Annotated in this window: 18 protein-coding genes; 7 read left to right on the plus strand and 11 right to left on the minus strand. The window is 37.3% G+C overall.

Annotated features, from left to right (window positions below; translation table 11 throughout):
* Positions 1-37 precede the first annotated feature (37 nt).
* The 5 genes from HJG58_RS06735 (at position 38) to HJG58_RS06755 (ending at position 5,119) form a co-directional block, all read left to right on the plus strand.
* A complete protein-coding gene (locus tag HJG58_RS06735) occupies positions 38-802 on the plus strand; it encodes a DUF4184 family protein (protein WP_170248340.1) in 765 nt (254 codons plus the stop codon).
* A 170-nt stretch (positions 803-972) separates the two neighbouring features.
* A complete protein-coding gene (aspS, locus tag HJG58_RS06740; RefSeq protein ID WP_170248341.1) occupies positions 973-2,757 on the plus strand; it encodes an aspartate--tRNA ligase in 1,785 nt (594 codons plus the stop codon).
* Between the two features lie 148 nt (positions 2,758-2,905).
* Entirely contained in the window at positions 2,906-3,124 is a 219-nt protein-coding gene (locus HJG58_RS06745; protein ID WP_170248342.1) for a hypothetical protein, read from the plus strand.
* Complete coding sequence (locus tag HJG58_RS06750; protein ID WP_170248343.1) at positions 3,124-4,062, plus strand: CgeB family protein; 939 nt, start codon at positions 3,124-3,126, stop codon at positions 4,060-4,062. Before HJG58_RS06745 ends, HJG58_RS06750 begins: the two co-directional genes overlap by 1 nt.
* A 37-nt stretch (positions 4,063-4,099) precedes the next feature.
* Positions 4,100-5,119, plus strand: a complete 1,020-nt coding sequence (locus tag HJG58_RS06755; protein ID WP_170248344.1) for a glycosyltransferase — start codon at positions 4,100-4,102, stop codon at positions 5,117-5,119.
* A gap of 26 nt (positions 5,120-5,145) precedes the next feature.
* Here HJG58_RS06755 and rfbC read toward each other — a convergent pair whose 3' ends face one another.
* The 11 genes from rfbC to HJG58_RS06810 form a co-directional block, all read right to left on the minus strand.
* Positions 5,146-5,697 carry a dTDP-4-dehydrorhamnose 3,5-epimerase gene (gene rfbC, locus HJG58_RS06760; RefSeq protein ID WP_170248345.1) on the minus strand — a complete coding sequence of 184 codons (552 nt, stop codon included), beginning with the start codon at positions 5,695-5,697 and terminating at the stop codon, positions 5,146-5,148.
* Positions 5,687-6,577 (minus strand): glucose-1-phosphate thymidylyltransferase RfbA, encoded by an 891-nt coding sequence (gene rfbA, locus HJG58_RS06765; RefSeq protein ID WP_170248346.1) that lies wholly within the window; start codon positions 6,575-6,577, stop codon positions 5,687-5,689. Before rfbA ends, rfbC begins: the two co-directional genes overlap by 11 nt.
* Positions 6,574-7,467, minus strand: coding sequence for a dTDP-4-dehydrorhamnose reductase (gene rfbD / locus HJG58_RS06770; protein WP_170248347.1), 894 nt, complete (start codon positions 7,465-7,467; stop codon positions 6,574-6,576). The genes rfbA and rfbD overlap by 4 nt, the downstream gene beginning before the upstream one ends.
* Before the next feature lie 2 nt (positions 7,468-7,469).
* Entirely contained in the window at positions 7,470-8,537 is a 1,068-nt protein-coding gene (rfbB, locus tag HJG58_RS06775) for a dTDP-glucose 4,6-dehydratase (protein WP_170248348.1), read from the minus strand.
* A gap of 125 nt (positions 8,538-8,662) precedes the next feature.
* Positions 8,663-9,709: an ELM1/GtrOC1 family putative glycosyltransferase gene (locus HJG58_RS06780; protein ID WP_170248349.1), complete on the minus strand. Its 1,047-nt coding sequence runs from the start codon at positions 9,707-9,709 to the stop codon at positions 8,663-8,665.
* Positions 9,709-10,710 carry a glycosyltransferase gene (locus HJG58_RS06785; protein ID WP_170248350.1) on the minus strand — a complete coding sequence of 334 codons (1,002 nt, stop codon included), beginning with the start codon at positions 10,708-10,710 and terminating at the stop codon, positions 9,709-9,711. The genes HJG58_RS06780 and HJG58_RS06785 overlap by 1 nt, the downstream gene beginning before the upstream one ends.
* A gap of 11 nt (positions 10,711-10,721) precedes the next feature.
* Positions 10,722-11,528 (minus strand): polysaccharide deacetylase family protein, encoded by an 807-nt coding sequence (locus HJG58_RS06790; RefSeq protein WP_170248351.1) that lies wholly within the window; start codon positions 11,526-11,528, stop codon positions 10,722-10,724.
* A gap of 13 nt (positions 11,529-11,541) precedes the next feature.
* Positions 11,542-12,429 carry a mitochondrial fission ELM1 family protein gene (locus HJG58_RS06795; protein WP_170248352.1) on the minus strand — a complete coding sequence of 296 codons (888 nt, stop codon included), beginning with the start codon at positions 12,427-12,429 and terminating at the stop codon, positions 11,542-11,544.
* Between the two features lie 68 nt (positions 12,430-12,497).
* Positions 12,498-13,424 carry a branched-chain amino acid transaminase gene (locus HJG58_RS06800; RefSeq protein ID WP_086265231.1) on the minus strand — a complete coding sequence of 309 codons (927 nt, stop codon included), beginning with the start codon at positions 13,422-13,424 and terminating at the stop codon, positions 12,498-12,500.
* 24 nt (positions 13,425-13,448) lie between these two features.
* Entirely contained in the window at positions 13,449-16,199 is a 2,751-nt protein-coding gene (gene glnE / locus HJG58_RS06805; RefSeq protein ID WP_170248353.1) for a bifunctional [glutamate--ammonia ligase]-adenylyl-L-tyrosine phosphorylase/[glutamate--ammonia-ligase] adenylyltransferase, read from the minus strand.
* Positions 16,200-16,266: 67 nt separating this feature from the next.
* Entirely contained in the window at positions 16,267-17,538 is a 1,272-nt protein-coding gene (locus tag HJG58_RS06810) for a sensor histidine kinase (RefSeq protein WP_170248354.1), read from the minus strand.
* Between the two features lie 824 nt (positions 17,539-18,362).
* On the opposite strand from HJG58_RS06810, the gene HJG58_RS06815 reads away from it, so the two are divergent.
* Positions 18,363-19,793, plus strand: coding sequence for an ABC-three component system protein (locus HJG58_RS06815; RefSeq protein WP_170248355.1), 1,431 nt, complete (start codon positions 18,363-18,365; stop codon positions 19,791-19,793).
* Complete coding sequence (locus tag HJG58_RS06820; RefSeq protein WP_170248356.1) at positions 19,793-20,506, plus strand: ABC-three component system middle component 1; 714 nt, start codon at positions 19,793-19,795, stop codon at positions 20,504-20,506. The genes HJG58_RS06815 and HJG58_RS06820 overlap by 1 nt, the downstream gene beginning before the upstream one ends.
* Positions 20,507-20,640: the final 134 nt, after the last annotated feature.

Here is a 20,640-nt window from a genome sequence, read left to right on the forward strand (position 1 = left end):
CTGGCAATTAAATGATGTGAGTAATCTCTGTTTTATAATGCCTTTTACAATCTCTCATGCCGTTATAGCGCTTCCTCTTTCAAAGCTTAGCCGAAACACTTTACCAGTTGCAGCTCTAGCAATTGGAAGTATGACACCCGATCTTTACCGCTTATTTACAATGCAATCAGGTATGTTGACACATCAATGGAAAGGCCTGATTTATCCTAACCTTACCTTAGGCCTTATTTTTTGTGCTATTTGGTACTTTCTATATCGACCTGTAATTTACCGTTTTTTCGGCATTCAGCATGATCTTGGCCTCAACTCTTTAAAACGTATTTTTTTATTTTTGGTTGGAACATTACTCGCACTTACTTTAGGAATTGCAACACATTTAATATGGGATGGTCTAACACACTCAGACTTTCGGACTTTTGTATTTAAAGGTGTATTAGCGACCACAGTTCATCTTTTGGGACACCCATACCCCTTACATCGTCTTTTGCAGTTAGGCTCCTCTGCTCTTGCTTTACCTTTTATTGTTTGGATGTGTATTCACTATTATCAGCGCTATAAACAACACTGGAAAGTAAACTATAAAATTAAAATTTTTGCATGGTGTCTGTTGATTTTATCTACATTGTTAGGCCTATTTTCTTTTTGGGATTATGCCCGCTCCATTCCTCATGAAGTTTGGCATGCTGATACCTATTATTTCACTGGTCGTTCTATTAATGAATTTATGCAAGGTTGGTTAAGTACCTTTAGCTTAGGATGCTTACTATTCTTGGTTTTAGATCGACAACAAAGAATGGGATGAATAACTAAAATCGCTGCCAAATTGCTCATTTTCAGCTTAATTTCTGCGGTTTTTTGATCTAGTTCTTGTGACAAACCATCCAACAAGGCATAATCGAAAACTTACTTTTTTGACGGTGCGCGGTTTACGCATCCGTCCTTTCAGCCAATATAGTTTGGATAATCTTCATCATGATGCGAACTCATTACTGTGGCTCTTTAACTGAAGCCCAAATCGACCAGACCGTTACACTATGCGGTTGGGTACATCGTCGCCGTGACCATGGCGGTGTTATTTTCCTTGATATGCGTGATCGTGATGGTCTCGTTCAAGTGGTTATTGACCCAGATACTCCAGAAGCATTTGCAACTGCAGATAAAGCACGTTCTGAATATGTATTAAAAATTACAGGTCGTGTTCGTCGCCGTTATGAAGGTACTGAAAACCCAAATATGGTGAGTGGTCAAATCGAAGTTTTAGGCAAAGAAATCGAAGTTCTTGCTGCTTCTGAAACTCCGCCATTTCCGTTAAATGATGACACCATCAACGTGTCAGAAGAACACCGTTTAAAATATCGTTTCTTGGACATCCGTCGTCCAGAAATGTTAGATCGCTTACGTTTCCGTTCTAAAGTAACTAACTTGATCCGTAATTATTTAGACGATCACGGTTTCTTAGACGTTGAAACTCCGATTTTAACTCGTGCAACTCCTGAAGGCGCACGTGATTATTTAGTACCAAGTCGTGTACAAAATGGTAGCTTCTACGCACTTCCACAATCACCACAATTGTTTAAACAATTATTGATGGTTGGTGGTATCGATCGTTACTACCAAATCGCGAAATGTTTCCGTGATGAAGACTTACGTGCTGACCGTCAGCCAGAATTTACTCAAATCGACATTGAAACATCGTTCTTAAATGACGATGAAATCATGGATTTGATGGAAGGCATGACTGTTAAACTATTTAACGACTTGCTTGGCGTAAAATTTGAAAAATTCCGCCGTATGCCATATAGCGAAGCAATGCGTGACTATGCATCTGACAAACCAGATTTGCGTATTCCGTTGAAACTCGTTGACGTTGCAGACTTAATGCAAGAAGTAGAGTTCAAAGTATTTGCTGGTCCTGCAAAAGATCCTAAAGGTCGTATTGTTGCTTTACGTGTTCCTGGTGCAGCTTCATTGCCACGTAGTGCAATCGATGAATACACCAAATTCGTTGGCATCTATGGTGCTAAAGGTTTAGCGTATATTAAAGTTAATGAACTCTCTAAAGGAATTGAAGGTCTTCAATCTCCAATCGTGAAATTCATTGAACCGATTGTACTTGAACTGTTGGAACGTGTTGGCGCACAAGATGGCGATATCGTATTCTTCGGTGCTGATAAAGCTAAAGTTGTAAATGATGCAATGGGTGCGCTTCGTGTCAAGATTGGTCACGACTTGAACCTTTCAACTTGTGAGTGGGCTCCACTTTGGGTTGTTGACTTCCCAATGTTTGAAGAAACTGACGATGGTAAATGGACTTCTGTTCACCACCCATTCACTCTACCTAAATCTAGCGTAGAAGACGTGAAGAGCAATCCAGGTGAAGCACTTTCTGTTGCTTACGACATGGTATTGAACGGTACTGAAGTTGGTGGTGGTTCTCTTCGTATTTACACATTAGAAATGCAAAAAGCGATTTTTGAAGCGCTTGGTATTTCTGATGAAGAAGCAGAAGAGAAATTCAGCTTCTTGCTTAACGCACTTCGTTATGGTGCTCCTCCTCACGGTGGTTTGGCATTTGGTCTTGACCGTTTAGTGATGCTTATGACTGGCGCGACTTCAATTCGTGACGTTATTGCGTTCCCGAAAACTAAGACTGCTGAATGTCCACTTACTCAAGCACCTGCCCCTGTTGAAGCAAACCAGCTTCGTGACTTGGGCATCCGCTTACGTGAAAAGCCAAAAGCTGAAGAATCTAAATAATTTTTAGATTTTCAAATTAAAAAACCCTGCTTATGCGGGGTTTTTTTAATGGGAAATTTCAGCTATATATTCGACTTACCTAAGCTATGCTTTGCGAAAAAGCAGGTCAGTGGCATAATAAGCTGCTTTCAATTAAGAGGTCAGCTTTATGGCTATGCGCCCTGATGTACGTCGACATGCTTTAGTCGTGATTGTATTCTCCCTCGCACAATGGTTTTTCATGCGCTATATTCTTGCAAATGAATTATTTAACATGACTACAAATCAACGTATTTTATTTTTCTGTGCAAGTAGCTTGGTTGGTGCTTTACTGATTTTTGTTGCACTAATTTATATGGTTCTAAAAGGAAATGCGGATAAAGAGTAATGCAAAAGAAATTACTCATCATTGGCAAACGTGGCGGCATATTGCAATGGTACGAAAATATTCTTGCTGCTGCCCACCAAAGCCCAAATTATGACATTCAAGGTTTTGCCTTAAATCACAATAATGTCACTGAGCGATTTCTAAAAAAAATTTTGCCAAACAAAGATATATATACAGCAAACCTACTCCATAAAAAACTACAAACCTTTCAACCCGATTTAATTTTAATTGCCGATCTTTTTTATTTTAATGACGATCTACTCCAAGTTCTAGCGAACTTTCCATGTAAAAAGGCGCATTGGATTGGAGACTTTTTCGATGAACGATTATTAAAGTCTAAGAACATCATCGATCTATATTGTTTTACCGACTCAAGTTTCATTGAGGATGCCAAAACAATGGGGCTCGAACATTCTATTTATCTTCCCCTTGCTTACAATCCTGAAGTATTCTTTCCTAACAACGAACAAAAAAAAGATCGCCTTTTATTTGTAGGGGCATGGTCTCCAGACCGACAAGAGCTTATTGAGCAAATTCCACTTCCAATCACAGTTTATGGCAAGGGTTGGGATAAACTCAGCAAAGCAAATAGCATTGTTCATCCTCACAATATTCCTTTGACTGAAGTTGCTGAACTCTACAGAAAGCATCGCTATATCTTAAATGTCATTAATAAGAAGAATATTCGCCAAGGCATGAATATGCGTTGTTTTGAAGCTCCTGCTTGTGGTTGTATTTTAGTAAGTGAATATGTTGAAGACCTAAACTATGTTTTTGATATAAAAAATGAAATAATTTCATTCACGAATCCACAAGAATTGCAAATAAAACTGAAAGACTCAATAATGAGTGTTGAAGCAGCCATGTATAAAGTTCAACAGAGTCATACTTATAAAAATAGGTTAGAGACCATTGTTGACGCACTGTTTCAAACTTAATTCTTGTATTTTAACTTTTTATAGGTCTCCCCCCCCCGTGTTTGTTAGTGTTATTGTACCAAGTTATAACCACGCGCAATATTTAGAAGACAGAATTGAGAGCATTCTTAATCAAAGCTATTCGCAATTTGAAGTGATTCTTTTAGATGATCTTTCCCCAGACCATAGTGCAGAAATTTTAGAAAAATATAAAAACCACCCTAAGGTTTCACACTGTATTATTAATGAACAAAACTCAGGCTCAACCTTTTGCCAATGGAATAAAGGAATGCATTTGGCAAGAGGAGATTTGATCTGGATTGCTGAGTCTGATGATGTCGCGGATGCAAAATTTTTAGAAAAATTAGTACCTCATTTTGAAAAAAACTCAAAACTGGTTCTTGCCTACAGTCAGTCTTACCGTATGAATGCACACGGCAAAGTTACAGGGACATGGAAAGATTTTACAGACAATGTTGACTCAGAATTATTCAAAAATGATTTTAAAATGACTGGTCTTGAGTACATCGAAAGATTTCTAAATGCACAAAATACCATTCCAAATGCCAGCGGTGTAGTTTTCAAAAAGCAGACGTATTTCGATGTTGGGGGCGCCAATCCAAGTTTACGCTTTATCGGTGACTGGGAAATTTGGGCAAAAATTGTCTCCCAAGGTGATATTTTCTTTACAGCTGAGTGCTTAAACTATTTCCGTTACCACGACACCAGCGTTATTGCCCAAGCCAAAAAGAAAAAAGATCACTTTGAAGTGAGACGACAAGTGATTTTATTTCGTCAAAGCATGTCACAATTTTTAAAAGACTATAGTAAAACACACCCTGAAGCGAATAGAGCTTATTGTATCAATCAAAAAAGCTTATCTATAGAATTAAGAAAAAATGCATCTTTAGCTATCCGTCGTCGATACTATGACCGAATTATTCCCACAAGTGTAATAGCACTTCATACTTTACCCTTCTATATCATCCCTTTTTATATACTAAAATTACTTGTTCAATTCATTTTATCAATCTGCTTGGTTGCACCATACAAGATGCTATTAAAACAACCTAAATAAAAAGAGGAGATTAACTCCTCTTTTTATTATGCTTTAAATGTATCAGCAATTTGGTCTTTGTCACTCACCAACACCTCACCAACCTCATCTACAGGCCAGTCAATCGCAAGTGTCGGATCATTCCAAATGATCGCACCTTCACTTTCTTTATTATAGTAATTAGTGGTTTTATACAAAAACTGCGTATTGTCTTCGAGTGCGATAAAACCATGTGCAAAACCTTCAGGTATCCAAAACATCGTTTTGTTCTCTGCACTAAGTTCTAGTCCAACCCATTCACCATAGGTTTTTGAGTCTGGGCGAATATCTACAGCGACATCCCAAACACGCCCTTGTACTACACGGACTAGTTTACCTTGTGCATATGGCGCATTTTGATAATGTAAACCACGTAACACCCCTTTTTGAGATAGAGAGTGATTGTCTTGTACAAACGTCGGTATAGTTAAGCCTTGTTCTTCCAGCATCTGTCCAAAACGTTGTTGATTAAAGCTTTCCATAAACCAGCCACGGTCATCACCAAACACATTTGGATGTAGAATCAAAAGCCCCTCTATTTTAGTCGTTTCAACCCGCATTTGATTCTTCCCATATTTTTTTCAGATATTGACCATATTCCGTTTTTTGCAACGCCTCAGCACTTTCCAAAAGTTGTTCTTTACTAATCCAGCCTTGATGGAAACCAATTTCCTCTAAACATGCAACTTTTAATGATTGTCGTTTTTCTATGGTATAAATAAAGTGACCTGCCTCTAAAAGTGACTCATGGGTACCTGTATCTAACCAAGCAAAGCCCCGACCTAGAAGCTCTACATTAAGTGAACCATCTTTAAGATAAGCATTATTGATGTCTGTAATTTCCAGCTCTCCGCGAGCTGATGGCTTTACTTGTTTGGCAAATTCAACAACACGGTTATCGTAAAAATACAAACCTGTCACAGCATAAGGTGATTTTGGTTTCGATGGTTTTTCTTCAATACTCAACACTTTTCCAGATGGGTCAAATTCTACCACCCCAAAACGCTCTGGATCTGTAACATGATAACCAAATACAGTTGCACCATACTCACGATTACCTGCTGCTTCTAATTGTTTACCAAAACTCTGACCATAATAAATATTATCACCCAAGATTAAGCATACATTGTCTTGACCAATAAACTCTTCTCCAATCAAGAATGCTTGCGCCAAACCATCTGGAGACGGTTGTATTTTATAAGTAAGCTCTATACCAAATTGTGAACCATCACCCAACAACTTTTCATACTGTGGTAAGTCTTCTGGAGTTGAAATCAATAAAATTTCACGTATCCCTGCAAGCATTAATACAGACAGCGGATAGTAAACCATTGGTTTATCGTAAATCGGTAAAAGTTGTTTCGACACACCTTTGGTAATCGGATGTAATCGTGTACCAGACCCACCTGCTAAAATAATACCTTTACGTTTTAAACTCATTTAGTTAATAACTCCGCTAATGTTCGTTTCACACCTTCTTGCCAAACTGGCAGAGTCAGTCCGAAAGCTTGCTGTATTTTCTGATTATTTAATCGTGAATTGTGTGGTCGTGCTGCTGGTGTTGGGTAAACCGCTGTTGGAATTGGATTAACCTTTTGTATCGCCAACTCTTGCCCCAATGAACGTGCGTGTTCAAACACATAGCTTGCATAGCCAAACCAAGAGGTTTCACCACTTGCAACAAGGTGATAAATACCGCTTTTATTTGTATCAGTTCTCGCTTGATGAATAGCATGAGCAGTGATGTCGGCAATCAATTCAGCAGAAGTCGGTGCCCCTACTTGATCATCAATAATTGAAAGTTCTTCACGCTGCTGAGCCAAATTCAACATTGTTTTTAAAAAATTTTTGCCTTTGGTGCCATACACCCACGATGTTCTAAAAATAAGATACTGACATCCACTCTCAACAATAGCCAGCTCACCCAATGCTTTAGTTTTACCATAAACATTCAATGGCGTAATTACATCAGTTTCTACGAAAGGTAATGTTCCCGTACCGTCAAATACGTAATCTGTTGAGTAATGTATCAATAAAGCATTAACTTTTTGACATGCTTGAGCCACAGATTTTACTGCTTGATGATTGACAATATCAGCCAGCTCTTGCTCTGTCTCAGCCAAATCGACTGCTGTATATGCAGATGCATTGACCACAACATTAGGTTTCACACTTAAAATGGTATCAAAAATCGCCTGTGGTTGTGTCATATCTCCAGACAAACTATCTTGCCCATATCGATCTAATCCAATTAACTCACCCAAAGGGGAAAGAGCACGTTGTAGTTCCCACCCTACTTGTCCATTTTTTCCAAGCAATAAGATTTTCATAATTATCCTTGATACTGCTTGTTTACCCAAGATTGGTATTCACCGCTTTGAACGTGTTCAACCCACTCTGTATTGTTTAAATACCATTCAACTGTTTTACGTAGACCTGTTTCAAATGACTCTTGTGGAACCCAACCTAAATCATTTTTAATTTTTGTTGCGTCAATTGCATAACGAACATCATGGCCAGGACGATCTTTAACGTAAGTTATTAGATCTTTATATTGTGCAACGCCATTCGGTTTATTCGGTGCAAGTTCTTCGAGCAAACTACAAATCGCATGAACGACATCGAGGTTAGCTTTTTCATTATGGCCACCAATATTATACGTTTCACCAACAATACCCTGTGTGACTACCATAAATAATGCACGAGCATGGTCTTCTACAAACAACCAGTCACGAATTTGCTGACCATTGCCATATACTGGTAAGACTTTGCCTTGTAAAGCATTTAAAATCATGAGTGGAATAAGTTTTTCGGGAAAATGGAATGGACCATAGTTGTTAGAACAATTCGTCACGAGTACAGGCAAACCGTAAGTTCTGTTCCACGCACGAACCAGATGATCTGAACTTGCTTTGCTCGCTGAATACGGTGAACTTGGCGAATATGATGTCGTTTCAGTAAATAAGTCTGTGGTACCTTCTAGATCACCATATACTTCATCAGTTGAAATATGATGGAAGCGGAACGCTGCTTTCTTTTCATTATCTAAACTTAACCAATATGCACAGCTAGCTTCTAACAACTGATAAGTACCAATAATGTTAGTTTCGATAAAAGCATAAGGACCTGTAATTGAACGATCTACATGTGACTCTGCTGCTAAATGCATAACCGCATCGGGTTGGAAACTTTCAAACAATTTATCCAAAGCAGCACGGTCACATATGTCTGTCTGTGAAAACTGATAACGTGGATTATCTGACACAGAAATTAATGATTCTAAGTTCCCCGCATAAGTAAGTTTATCTACATTTAATACTTCATGTTCAGTATTTTGAATAATATGGCGGATAACTGCTGAACCAATAAAACCAGCACCACCTGTAACTAAGAACTTCATAATAAATCATTTAACTCCGCATTCTTAGCATCAGATTTTATCATTTATTTTTTGTTTAATTTAGCCTTCAGTAGATAAAGCCTTTTCGCTTTAACAACAATCATCAGATTAATTTGAACTTTGACTTATCTCATAGCTAAAGGCTGATTTAACTTTTTTGTCATTTCTTCAGTATGATTCTGAACACTTAAACCTTGAACAATATGTGAAAACTGGGGTGCTTGTTGAGGATTAAGCAAAAACAACCAATGCTGCTCGGCTAAGAATTTAAGTTGCTGCCTAATATGATCATCTTGTACTGCCGACTCATCATAAAGTACAAGTAACTTACTGCCGGACATAACAACCTCAGCCACCATTGAAGTCGAATCAGGGCTACTCAATATCCAGTTTGCCGCTTTAATATAATCTTTAATATCACAGCTTTGTCCCTGAGCAACCCAAGTCTGCTGATCATTTGACTGAAAAACCCCATTTTGTTCGCAGAGTTGACATAATTCCTTCTCAAACTCAACAGATGTCCTACGAGATGTCGTCAGCAATAACCTCGCCATTGGATATTGCAAACGAATTTCCGTTAAAATCTTTGCCCATTGTGTGGCATTACCAATATGAACAGTTTTCGTGTTTGCACCTATGAGTACTGTAATCACCTGCTCATTATCATTAATGTACAAATGCTCACGTGCCTGTTCACGAGTTAAAGGTAAAGCACTCATTTTATTGGGTGCAATAGGATAATAAAGGTAATTTGCCAATCCCGCCTGATGCTCATGGATAGTAAAAACGACATCAAAAAAATCTGAGCTTATTCCTCTTAAAGAACTTGCAACCAAATTTTTAACAGATCTTTTTGGTTGTAGATATTGTTTTAATAAAAGATTGGGGAGTAATGTATTACCTCCTGCAGACACAATATAATCAACTTGTATCTGGTCTAATTGTTTTATCGTATCGGCATCAAAAAAATAGCTCAGCCATTGCGTATTTCTAACAAACTTAGTCAACCACTTTAAAATACGATAAACCCATTTGTTTGGTAGCTTTAAACTCAACCACTCCACACGATATGCCTGAGTTTGGTTTAAAAGTTGAATGATGCCTTGTGTCTGAGTCTCATGCCCAGCCTTACCATCGGTCAAAGCAACAATATAAGGCTTTTCATCTATCATCATTTATTGTCCTGTGATGTAAGCAATGACCTATAAACCTGCACCGTGTTTTCAATCATTCCATCCAAAACCAAGTTTTGGTGGGCAAATTGGAAAACAGGCTCAAAATCTTGCTGAACATCTGGCAAACGAAGTAATGTGTCGTTAAGTAACTGATGTAAAGCGACAACATCATTAGGCGGACACAAATATTGCTCAGGTAAAACCATTGTCATCGCACCAACCGCGGTAGAAACCATAGGAACATGACAAAGTAATGCCTCTATCATCGTATATGGACATCCCTCATAATGAGATGACATAACAAATAAACTTGCTTGCTGTAACAACTGAAAGATATCCGTTCTATGCCCCAATAATTTAATCTGATTTTGCAACTGATGAGTAGCAATCAAACTTTGAAGTTTTTCATGCTCAAAACCATCACCTACAATCCATAATTCTGCTTCTGAAATCCCCTTCCAAGCTTCAATAAGAATATCAAACCCTTTTACTGGTACTAATCTACCTACAGCCAAAACAATAGGTGGTTGATGTTTATCAATTGAAAAAGTAGTTACAGGAGGTTCTATACCATTTAAAACGACTACCTTATTCGGATGGTCTAAAATTTCCGCCGCATTTGGGCTAACTGTAATCACAGCCTCATAGTTTTTAAACATTCTTGTATTTTTCTTACGACTATGTAAGGTAGCGACCGAATGTACTTGTAAAAAAGGCATAATTGAAGCCACCATTGCAGCAGCTTTATTGCCATGCACATGAACAATATCTATATCCAAACTATGAATTGCTTTATATAACTGATATAGAACAAATGGATTACGTCTACTTTTACTCAAATCAACAGCGATAAAGTCAGTACGTAAACGATCACGATATTTTTCATTTGCAATGAAAGTGACAGTGTGACCATTCTGTTGTAGACCATGTGCTAGCTCTACAACATGTTTTTCCAATCCACCTTCCTCATCTCCAGCCATTACAATACAAATATGCATACTTTCTCCAATTAACTACGTTTACCCAGTTTTAAACGCAGCTTGACTGCAAATAAAGAATCTTTCCCACTAATCTTAATACGCTGCAACTGCATAAAATCAGGCTGGATACCATCGATACCTTCACTTGTGGTTACCGCATTAAGATATCCTGCTTGTTGAACGTATTTGACATCTCGATCAGAATAAATACCGAATGGATAAGCAAAACTTGTTACAGCACGGCCTGTTAATTCCTCTAACTGTTGCTTTGACTCTGTTAATTCTTTTAAACAACTTTCATCATCCAGTTTATTTAAATTAGCATGCGTTAATGTATGCGAACCAATTTCAATAAGCCCACTTTCTACAAGTTGTTTAACCTCTAAATCATTCAGCTTTGGTTCACGCATTAACTCACCACTATTGTGGTGCTCTTTTTTATAAGTTGACCAATCTCGGTCATGCCGATCTACCACAACATAAATTGTAGCTTTTGCCCGATATTTTTCTAAAACTGGATAAGCATTTTGCAAGTTATCCAAATACCCGTCATCAAAAGTGATTGCAACTGTTTTAGCAGGATGTTTACCCCAATTTTCTTGTAGCTCTTGCATGGTTACAAAATGAAAACCTTGTGATTTCATCCATGCAACTTGCTTCTCAAACTCAATTGGCTTTACTCGAAGCTTATTAAATTTGGCACCATCAATATGATCTCTCACCATGTGGTACATCAAAACACGTGGTCGATTCCAATCCACTGCTGGCTTCCACCACGCATACTTATAGCTAAATAACACAATAAGCAAGACCAGTAAAATCAGGATATAAAACACAATGCCAAACTCATTATTTCGCTAAAAGATATGTTGCCACACGGTCTGCTTCTTTAAAAGCATAAGGTTGTGGCAACTGTACGACACAAGTATTCTGTGAAATTAGTTGTGATTCTATCATTTGATCAATCGAGTGCGTAATTCTATCCTCTTTCAACCGATCGATTGCTATGACCCCTACGCGACAACCCGCAGTAAGTGCTTCAAAAACCATAGAAACGCTATCTTCTGTTACCCATACAGCTTCTGCTTTTTGCATCTCTTCAAAAATCCAGCCCTGAGGTGTTTGCTCAACCGGAAATATTTGTAAATGCGGGGCAAAACTTTGTTGTCTTAAAATATCAATAAACTCTGCTGGTGTTCGACGTGAAGTAGTCAGAATAATTTCAGCGTCTGGATTATTCTCAACAATTTTTTGAACACTGCTTAATACTTTATCTTGGTTCCATTGATGTCGTTTAGATGAGCCACCTAAGGCTATTAAAATTCTGGCTGTTTGATGGCGGTTTTCATTACGAATTGGATTAAGTGCACCACGCGTGACAATCACATGGCTATCGGCATGGATGCCATCATGTTCTGGAATAACAGCATAATCAAAACAAACCACAGGTAAGTTAGGCTTCATCAAAATAATAGTTTTAGCTTTTCTAAAAATTTTACCGAGTAACCAGACCCGAAAATGAGTGTGACTGCCCACTCCAAATATAAAATCGGGGGCTTGTTGAAATAAGGAGTTTTTTGAAGAGAAAAGTACCTGAATTAAAGAAATAATAGGTAAATCAGAAATGAGGATCTCTTCAAAAGTTATATCTGCCTGTTGTCTTTGCATCGCCTGAAACAAGCCTAATGCTTGTGAGCGGTGTCCTGCCTTTCCATCAGACACATAGACAATATGCATAGAAGCTCCCTAAGCCAAAAAATAAAAAGGCGAAACTTATGTTCGCCTTTTTATGTTAACGGATTAACTTATTTTACGTAAGTTAACCAGTGTTCATATTTCGGATTTCTACCTTGAACCGCATCAAAGTAAGTTTTTTGGATTTCAGTAGTAATTGGGCCACGAGTACCCGAACCGATTTGACGGTCATCGTATTCACGAATTGGTGTTACTTCAGCAGCAGTACCTGTGAAGAATGCTTCGTCTGCAATATAGAATTCGTCACGTGTAATACGGCGCTCAACAACTTGGTAACCAAGATCTCTAGCGATTGTCATTACAGTTTGACGTGTAATACCATCAAGCGCACCACCAGCGATATCTGGAGTGTGTAAAACGCCATCTTTAATCAAGAATACGTTTTCACCTGAACCTTGGCATACATAACCTTGTGGGTCCATTAACATTGCTTCATCGTAACCAGAATGTGCAACTTCTTGGTGAGCAAGGATTGACAACGTGTAGTTACCAGATGCTTTTGCTTTACACATCGTCACGTTTGGATGATGGTGAGTAAATGATGAAGTTTTAACGCGAATACCTTTAGCCATCGCTTCATCACCAAGGTATGCACCCCACGCCCATGCAGCAACAGCGGCATGAATGGTGTTATTTGTTGCTGCAATACCTAGTTTCTCTGAACCGATCCAGATCAGTGGACGTAAATAGCAAGAAGCTAATTTATTTTCACGAACAACATCGATTTGTGCTTGTTCAAGCGTTGCTTGATCATAAGGCACTTTCATTTGATAAATTTTTGCTGAATTTAACAAACGTTTTGTGTGGTCTTGAAGACGGAAAATCGCTGTACCTTTAGGAGTTTCATAAGCACGAACACCCTCAAATACGCCCATACTGTAGTGTAATGTATGGGTTAAAACGTGAATCTTTGCATCACGCCAATCAATTAATTTTCCATCTTGCCAAATAAAACCATCACGATCAGCCAAATTCATGGAACACTCCAAATTGTTATAAAATCATTCACTATCCAACTCAACCGAAGCGGTTGGGTCTATTAATCTTTGCCATAAATTGCAAACGACCGCACGGGTACTACGCCAGTCCGCTGCGCTAACTTGCATGGATTGATTTGCAAGGGCTAAGCGGTGGCTTTCGGCACGTTCACTAAGATAGGCTCGAATTAATGCTGTGGCATCTTCACTGGATAAGCAGTCTGCTTTAGCAGCATCTTCTAATATTCTTACATTATCAGAATAATGGGCGAGATCGGGTTTCGTCCCGCTCCATGCAAGTACAGCATACTGTGCCATAAATTCGATATCGACGATACCACCTGCGTCCTGTTTTAAATGAAAAATACCATGTTTTTTTTGTTCAGAAGACGAACCTAGGTGGTCTTTCATTTTCTGACGCATTTTCAACACTTCTTCACGAACATAAGCCTCATCTCTAGACTGAGTCAATATCTCACGGCGAAATATTTCAAATTTCTGGCAGAGCGCTTCATCGCCAGCAATAGAGCGTGCTCGAACTAATGCCTGATGCTCCCAAAGCCATGCACTTTTCAACTGATAGTGTTCATAGGCTTTCAGACTCGTTACCAATAAACCTGCCTCACCTGAAGGTCTTAAGCGTGTATCAATTTCATAGACACGACCATCTAGCGTTTGCGTAGTCATCAAAGACATAAATTTTTGAGCAACACGCATCGCAAATTCAAAGCCACTAATTGACTTGGTTCCATCCGTATCAGCTTGTTCATCTAGATAGTGAATAAAGACAAGGTCTAAGTCAGAACCATAGCCCAGTTCAATCCCCCCCACTTTGCCATACCCAATGACAGCAAAAGCTTTATAGTCGAGAGAGCAGCGTTTCCCATCGACATCACATGGATAACCATGACGCTTTGCTACGGTCTGATAAGCTAAATTAAGCGTTGCGTTTACACTGACTTCAGCAATATCAGTCAATGCATCAGATACTTTCATTAATGGGCTTTCAGCTAAGACATCACTTGCAGCAACAGTTAACACATTGCTCTTTTTAAAGAGGCGAAGTACTCGCATCTGATCTTCGACCTGATCAATCTCAATACGGAGCAACTGCTGACGTAGTGAGTCTTCTAAGTCCTTACGTTTTGGCAATTCGAAATCCATCGATAAGAACTCATCAAGCAGTACTGGATATTGCGTTAGCTCTTCACAAATCCACGGACTCACCGTCGCCATTTTAACTAAGCGTTGCAATGCGCCTTTACTTTCAATCAACATCACCAAATACACGGTTCGACGCATGACTGATTCAATCAGTGGCATTAAGCGCAACAGTGCAGTTTGTGGTTGTTCTGATTGTAAGATCGCTTCAATCAAATGAGGCCAAAATGTTTTTAAACGCTGCACAGCATTTGAAGGGAGTTTTTTAAGTGCGTGACCATGCCAGAACTCATGAATTAGATTTTTCGCATTGTCATCCAGCACTTCATCTAACTGCTGCTCTAACTGCCCAAAATTTTCAGTTGCTGCATTAGAGTTGGTATCTTCAATGAGCTGCTTAAATTGAACTTTTACTTTTTGACGTTTCTCATTAAGAACATCAAGAAACTCCTTCCAGCTAGTGAAAGCTAAGGTATCTATAATGCGTTGTCTTAAGTCCAATTCTTCTGGTAATAATTGGGTTTGCTGATCGTTGAGCGCTTGAATTGCATGTTCAACACGGCGTAAAAATAGGTAAGCATCTTCAAGTTCTAATACAGCTTGTTTTTCTAATAAGCCAGCTTCCCCAATGTGCTCAAGACTAACTAAACATTGACGGTCTTGTAACTCACGTTTAGACCCGCCATAAATAAGCTGAAAGACCTGAACAATAAACTCAATTTCACGAATACCACCCGCTCCGAGTTTAATATCATCCTCAATATGACGACGTAAGACTTCGCGCTCAATCATCGCTTTCATATCACGCATGGCAGCAAAAGCGGTGTAATCGACATAACGGCGGAATACAAAAGGACGTGTCATTTCCAATAAGTCTTGTCCTTCTTTTCCCCCAGTGACAACGCGCGCTTTAATCCATGCATAACGTTCCCACTCACGGCCATGTTGACTTAAATATTTTTCTAAAGCTGCATGACTAATCGCTAGTGCCGAACCGTCTCCCCAAGGACGCAAGCGCATATCAACTCGAAATACAAAACCATCGGCAGTAATATGTTCAAGCAAATAAATGAGTTTTTGTCCCCATAAAATACAGAACTGCTGTACATCAATACATTTGCGACCGTTGGTTTCACCTTGCTCATCAAAGGCAAAAATTAAGTCGATATCACTTGATAAGTTAAGCTCTTGAGCACCAAGCTTACCCATGGCAACAACAATCAAATCTTGAACTTTGCCAGAGTAACTCACAGGTTCACCGTGTTTCGCCACAAGTGCTACACGCGCAAAATCTTTTGCTGCACAAATACTGGCATCGGCAAAATCAGAAAGTTCACGAGTGAGTGTGACAACATCAGTCAGCTGATTGGCATCCTGCCAAATCCAGCGGAACATTAAACGGCTACGTAAAATGCGCATTCCGCGCATCCAAAGCGTTTCATCAGCAATCCCATCTAGCGTGGTCTGTATAAATTGGTAAATCTGTTCGGTCGAGAGCGGTGCAGTAAATTGATCTATTTGATAATCTTGTTCTAAAACAGCTTGATGCAAACCTAAAACTTGTTCTGCGTACTGACTGGCACGCAATGTTTTTTGTAACTGCTCCGCATTCATATAAAAAGCTCTTTTCCTCGTACTCTGTTTTTAGTTATAGCAGTTCGAGTAGTGGTAGGAAAAGGGATTAGACTAATTTTACTTCTGATGAAGAATGATGTTCGGTATGTACTTCATGACTTTCTTGAGCTGAAGGTAATAGAACTTTAAATGTCGTTCCTACCCCTTCTTTAGAATCAACAGTAATTTGCCCCTGATTAATCTCGACAAAACGCTTGCAAAGACTCAAACCCAAACCAGCACCTTTTTCCCCTGCAGTGCCTTTAAAGCTAGCAGTAATACGTGGATGGAATAAATTTGCCATTTGTTGTTCGGTCATGCCTAGACCTGTGTCTCGAACAGTAATTTCTACATTTGTATCCGCTTGTTGAGCTTCAATAAAGACTTTGCCTGATCCATCAACATCGGTAAATTTCAGCGCATTTGACACCAAGTTTTGAATTACAGAGGTCATCATATTGATATCGGCGTAGATGTTTAAATCATCCGGAACACCATTCACCAGTTCAATATTTTTCTTTAAAGCTAATGTGTGCAGTACATCGCAAACGATATTGCTGACTTGTCTAAGCTTAAAATTAATTGGGTGATAAACAAAACGCCCGCCCTCAGCCATTGCCCATGTTAGTAAGCTTTCAAGCAAGTTATAGGTCGACTGTGAGGTGTCATATAAATAGTCTGCAATATTTTGAATACTAGATTCATCTAAAGTTTCACGCTCTTTAGCGAGTACCTCAGAAAATCCGAGCAATCCATGAAAAGGCGCACGTAGGTCATGCGAAATAATCGAGAAAAATTTTGTTTTACTCGAATTAAGTGCCACTTGTTGCTCGTATAATTCATTTAACTCTTCGTAGTTAAACTTCAACTCGACTTGTTGCATAAAACTAGAACAATAATCGAGCAACAATTGAATATCATCATCTTCAAACGTTGACGCATCATCATCGAAAAAGACAGCAAAACCCATAGAGGTTTTATCAGGGTGTAGAAGATGCACAGCCAATGCCCTCCTGCACTCAATATTTAATTCTTTTAAATAGTTGATTAAATTTTGATATGAAGGATGTAAGTGATTAATGGTCTGTTGTTTGGCGAAGCACTGTTTTAAATGCTTTGATGGTTTAAACGAGATTGCCGTCATGCCTTCAGGGCAACGGTGCCAAAAGTAGGGTTCCTGATTAAAAGTCAATAAGGCTTTTTTACAACTCAAAAGACGAAGACTAAACCGGAAAAATTGCTCGATGTAGTTCTGCTCGGCGTTTAATCCAAGCAACAGAGATATCCTACAAGCACTTAACTGCTCAACCTGATTTAGTTCTAAATGTTGGAATGTCATTGCCCGCCTCACAGATTTTGTCGTTTTTGGTCGGAACCGCTCTTAAAAAATGTACTTATAATCATTATGATCTACTACAAACTTTAACACAGTACATTAAAAGAGCAACGTTCTTTTCAAAATAGAAATGTGAAGTTTCAATTAAAGGTTTTCAGATACATAAAGTGGGTATGCTTGAGGAAAATACAACAATTTTTGAAGGTAAAGAGTTGTAAGATGTTAGAAATGCGAGTTCAGAATACTCGTAAAAGATGGTCAAAAAATATTATTTTGAGCACGAGGTTAGATTCTTACTCAGTTCCGCTTTTATCAAACGTGTTTGGTATTTAAACAAGAACTTCTTGAGCTAAAAAAATGAAAGATTTTTATAAGCTCTAAATTTATAGCTAGAAATTCGAGTCCGACCCTCGGACCATATTCAGAATCGTAAGATTCTACAAAAACCCCTAAGCTAACGGCTTAGGGGTTTTTGTTAGGTATAAAAAGTGGATAGAGCTTAAGAAATTATGAAATGAGTATTTGATCCCGAGGGTCGGACTCGTGCTTTAAAATAAATATTTGATAAATAAAAATTATTAAAAAAATATTTTATAAAAGGGACCTTCAAGGGTACCAAAAAGTGTTTTTCACCTAATTAGCATATAGGTACTAGGAAATGAAAATTTGATAACCGAATGTTTTATTATAAACCTTTCATGTATATGAGGTATGAAATATAGGCTTTTTAAAGAGGCGAAACTAAGCTATTATAAAAAGAATACATTTCTAATACAAAAGTTAGTGGATAAGAAATTCACTTTCAACAAGAAACATTAGGGGTTTCAATGGCAGATTATGATGCTTCTTCCTCATGGAGTGGCTTTAATTATCAAGGAAAAGTCGCTATCTATTATGTACTAAAAAAAATTAATGAGGCCCCTCTTGATACAAATTTTTTAAATTATAAACTATTATTAGAAGCGACTGAAGACTTTGAAATTATTCATAATGGGATCTCTATATCCTATCATCAAGTAAAAGCTTATAACTCACAATCGTTTAGCAAATATTCTAATGCATTAATAAGTCTACTATTAGAACTATATAAGTCGACAGAAGTTAAAGGCTATATTCATACTTGGCTAAATATAAATTTTAAAAGTAAACATACAAGTTTAATTGACTCTATTAAAACTGATTTAAAAAAAATTCTAGAAGATCATACAAATAAAAAAAAAGGGGAAGTATCTATTCTAGAATATGCATCATCAGAAAATACAAAAATTCCAAAATTGGCCTCAATAATTAAACAGGCCTATCCTTCTAAAACCCTAATAGAGCTACAAGATATATTGAAAGCAATATTATCAAATGATAAAAATTGCTTAACGCGTTTAAGGGCTTTTACTTACCCAGATGGAAAAAACTTTTGTGATTTAGAAGAAATCAACAATAAGATTAAAGCAGAAATTAAGTTAGCCTTTGATAAAAGAAAAATACCTAGTACAGAAGAACAAATCGAAAAGGCTTTCCGATTCTTTCTCGGAAAAATTGATGAGCATATTATAGAAAGACATAAGAAAAGTAGCGAAGAAGAAAAATCCATTTCTTTCGAGGAGATCAAAATTGCATTAAATTTCGATCATGAGGATATTGGGCATGATTACTTAGCTTATAGATTTAAATTAAAATTTGCTCAACAAATAGAAGAATATATTAGTGATGAAGATGATTATCCACTTCCTGAGGATGAATCAAATTGCAGTCTATTAAAGGCACGCAATTTACTTCTATCACTTCCTTCAACTGATTTATGGTCATATTATCAAGCTTTTTCACCGCATTGCTACTTAGATAAAAGTAATAATACAGATAATGCATTCGATACAGATTTTAATAGTATCCGAAATGTACTTATTAGAATCTTACATCAAATCAACTTTAAATATAAGCTACAGGATAAAACAAGGTACAGATTTATCTATAGAACAGAGTTACCACCTTATCAACATTACCTTCCCTCAGCAATTCCTTTAGGATTTAGACCTAAAAATATAGCAAGAAAAATTATAGAAAATCCAAATATGAATGAAATTCTCTTTGAAATAGAAAATATTATTTATAATGGTGATTTAACATATAAAATTTCTCCTTTAGAACTAATGCATACAGAAGCTCCATTGATCAACCCTTCCGAAAATCGGCCACGAAGAGATGAGGTTCTAGATATCATAAATCTTTTACCAATTAACATTGCAAAGGATAATTTGCCATAATGATTAATATTATCAACCAAGTACTCATTAATAACAATTATAAAATTATTGAAGTAGAAAGTTCATTAACTAACTATTTCATTAATTTATTTCAGTCTCATCCTCATGCTTATAAAGATGAATTCTTCATTACATTACAATCAAAAACACAATCCGATTCGGATGCTTTAGATATTCTTACTGAAAAAGCAGAAATATTATATGAAGAAATTTTAAACTCTGGAATAGTTCCTCCTACTTTTAAAAAAAATAGCACATTAATTATTTGCCAAGAATATTCAAAAATTGAGCGTACTACTATTTACTCTCTTGAAGAAGATCCATTCAATTTTAAAAAGAATGTTATTACTTATACTGAAGAGGAGTTAAATTCCCTCAACAGTTATCTTTTTGAGAGAAGTATAGTTGATTTAACTAATGAAACTATAAGTAAAATCATAAATGCTAAAGATGGACTAGACTTTTTAAGCTTTAAAGAAAACCAAGAAAACAAAAAAGATTATTACTCTTTAATCTTAAAAATAATTTTAAAACTACCCTTTATAACCTATATCCCTAAAGAAAAACAACTTGATGACTTAGAACTAGAGATCCAAAATTCGTTAAGTATTTCTCATCATAAAATTTATAAGAAACTATTAGATTCCTCCACTGAATGGAATGATGAAAATATACTCGAAAATATTAACTTAATTTGGGGAGAAACAGAATGATTAAACTAAATAGAATTATCATTAGAAATTTTAAAATTTTTGGTGAAGAGCCTTATATAACCCGAATCCCGCTTAAGCCGATATTTCCATAACCCGAATTATCGGCTTATTTTGGTGACATATTTGATAAGCAC

The sequence above is a fragment of the Acinetobacter geminorum genome (assembly GCF_013009345.1).
GTDB classification, from domain to species: Bacteria; Pseudomonadota; Gammaproteobacteria; order Pseudomonadales; family Moraxellaceae; genus Acinetobacter; species Acinetobacter geminorum.

Excerpts from the sequence above, each read along its gene's own strand:
- aspS (WP_170248341.1), top strand. The coding sequence starts at position 973 with ATGATGCGAACTCATTACTGTGGCTCTTTAACTGAAGCCCAAATCGAC.
- HJG58_RS06745 (WP_170248342.1), top strand. The coding sequence starts at position 2,906 with ATGGCTATGCGCCCTGATGTACGTCGACATGCTTTAGTCGTGATTGTA.
- HJG58_RS06815 (WP_170248355.1), top strand. The coding sequence starts at position 18,363 with ATGGCAGATTATGATGCTTCTTCCTCATGGAGTGGCTTTAATTATCAA.
- HJG58_RS06795 (WP_170248352.1), bottom strand. The coding sequence starts at position 12,429 with ATGCATATTGTCTATGTGTCTGATGGAAAGGCAGGACACCGCTCACAA.
- rfbC (WP_170248345.1), bottom strand. The coding sequence starts at position 5,697 with ATGCGGGTTGAAACGACTAAAATAGAGGGGCTTTTGATTCTACATCCA.
- rfbA (WP_170248346.1), bottom strand. The coding sequence starts at position 6,577 with ATGAGTTTAAAACGTAAAGGTATTATTTTAGCAGGTGGGTCTGGTACA.
- rfbD (WP_170248347.1), bottom strand. The coding sequence starts at position 7,467 with ATGAAAATCTTATTGCTTGGAAAAAATGGACAAGTAGGGTGGGAACTA.
- HJG58_RS06750 (WP_170248343.1), top strand. The coding sequence starts at position 3,124 with ATGCAAAAGAAATTACTCATCATTGGCAAACGTGGCGGCATATTGCAA.
- HJG58_RS06785 (WP_170248350.1), bottom strand. The coding sequence starts at position 10,710 with ATGCATATTTGTATTGTAATGGCTGGAGATGAGGAAGGTGGATTGGAA.
- HJG58_RS06735 (WP_170248340.1), top strand. The coding sequence starts at position 38 with ATGCCTTTTACAATCTCTCATGCCGTTATAGCGCTTCCTCTTTCAAAG.
- HJG58_RS06810 (WP_170248354.1), bottom strand. The coding sequence starts at position 17,538 with ATGACATTCCAACATTTAGAACTAAATCAGGTTGAGCAGTTAAGTGCT.
- HJG58_RS06800 (WP_086265231.1), bottom strand. The coding sequence starts at position 13,424 with ATGAATTTGGCTGATCGTGATGGTTTTATTTGGCAAGATGGAAAATTA.
- glnE (WP_170248353.1), bottom strand. The coding sequence starts at position 16,199 with ATGAATGCGGAGCAGTTACAAAAAACATTGCGTGCCAGTCAGTACGCA.
- HJG58_RS06780 (WP_170248349.1), bottom strand. The coding sequence starts at position 9,709 with ATGATAGATGAAAAGCCTTATATTGTTGCTTTGACCGATGGTAAGGCT.
- HJG58_RS06820 (WP_170248356.1), top strand. The coding sequence starts at position 19,793 with ATGATTAATATTATCAACCAAGTACTCATTAATAACAATTATAAAATT.
- rfbB (WP_170248348.1), bottom strand. The coding sequence starts at position 8,537 with ATGAAGTTCTTAGTTACAGGTGGTGCTGGTTTTATTGGTTCAGCAGTT.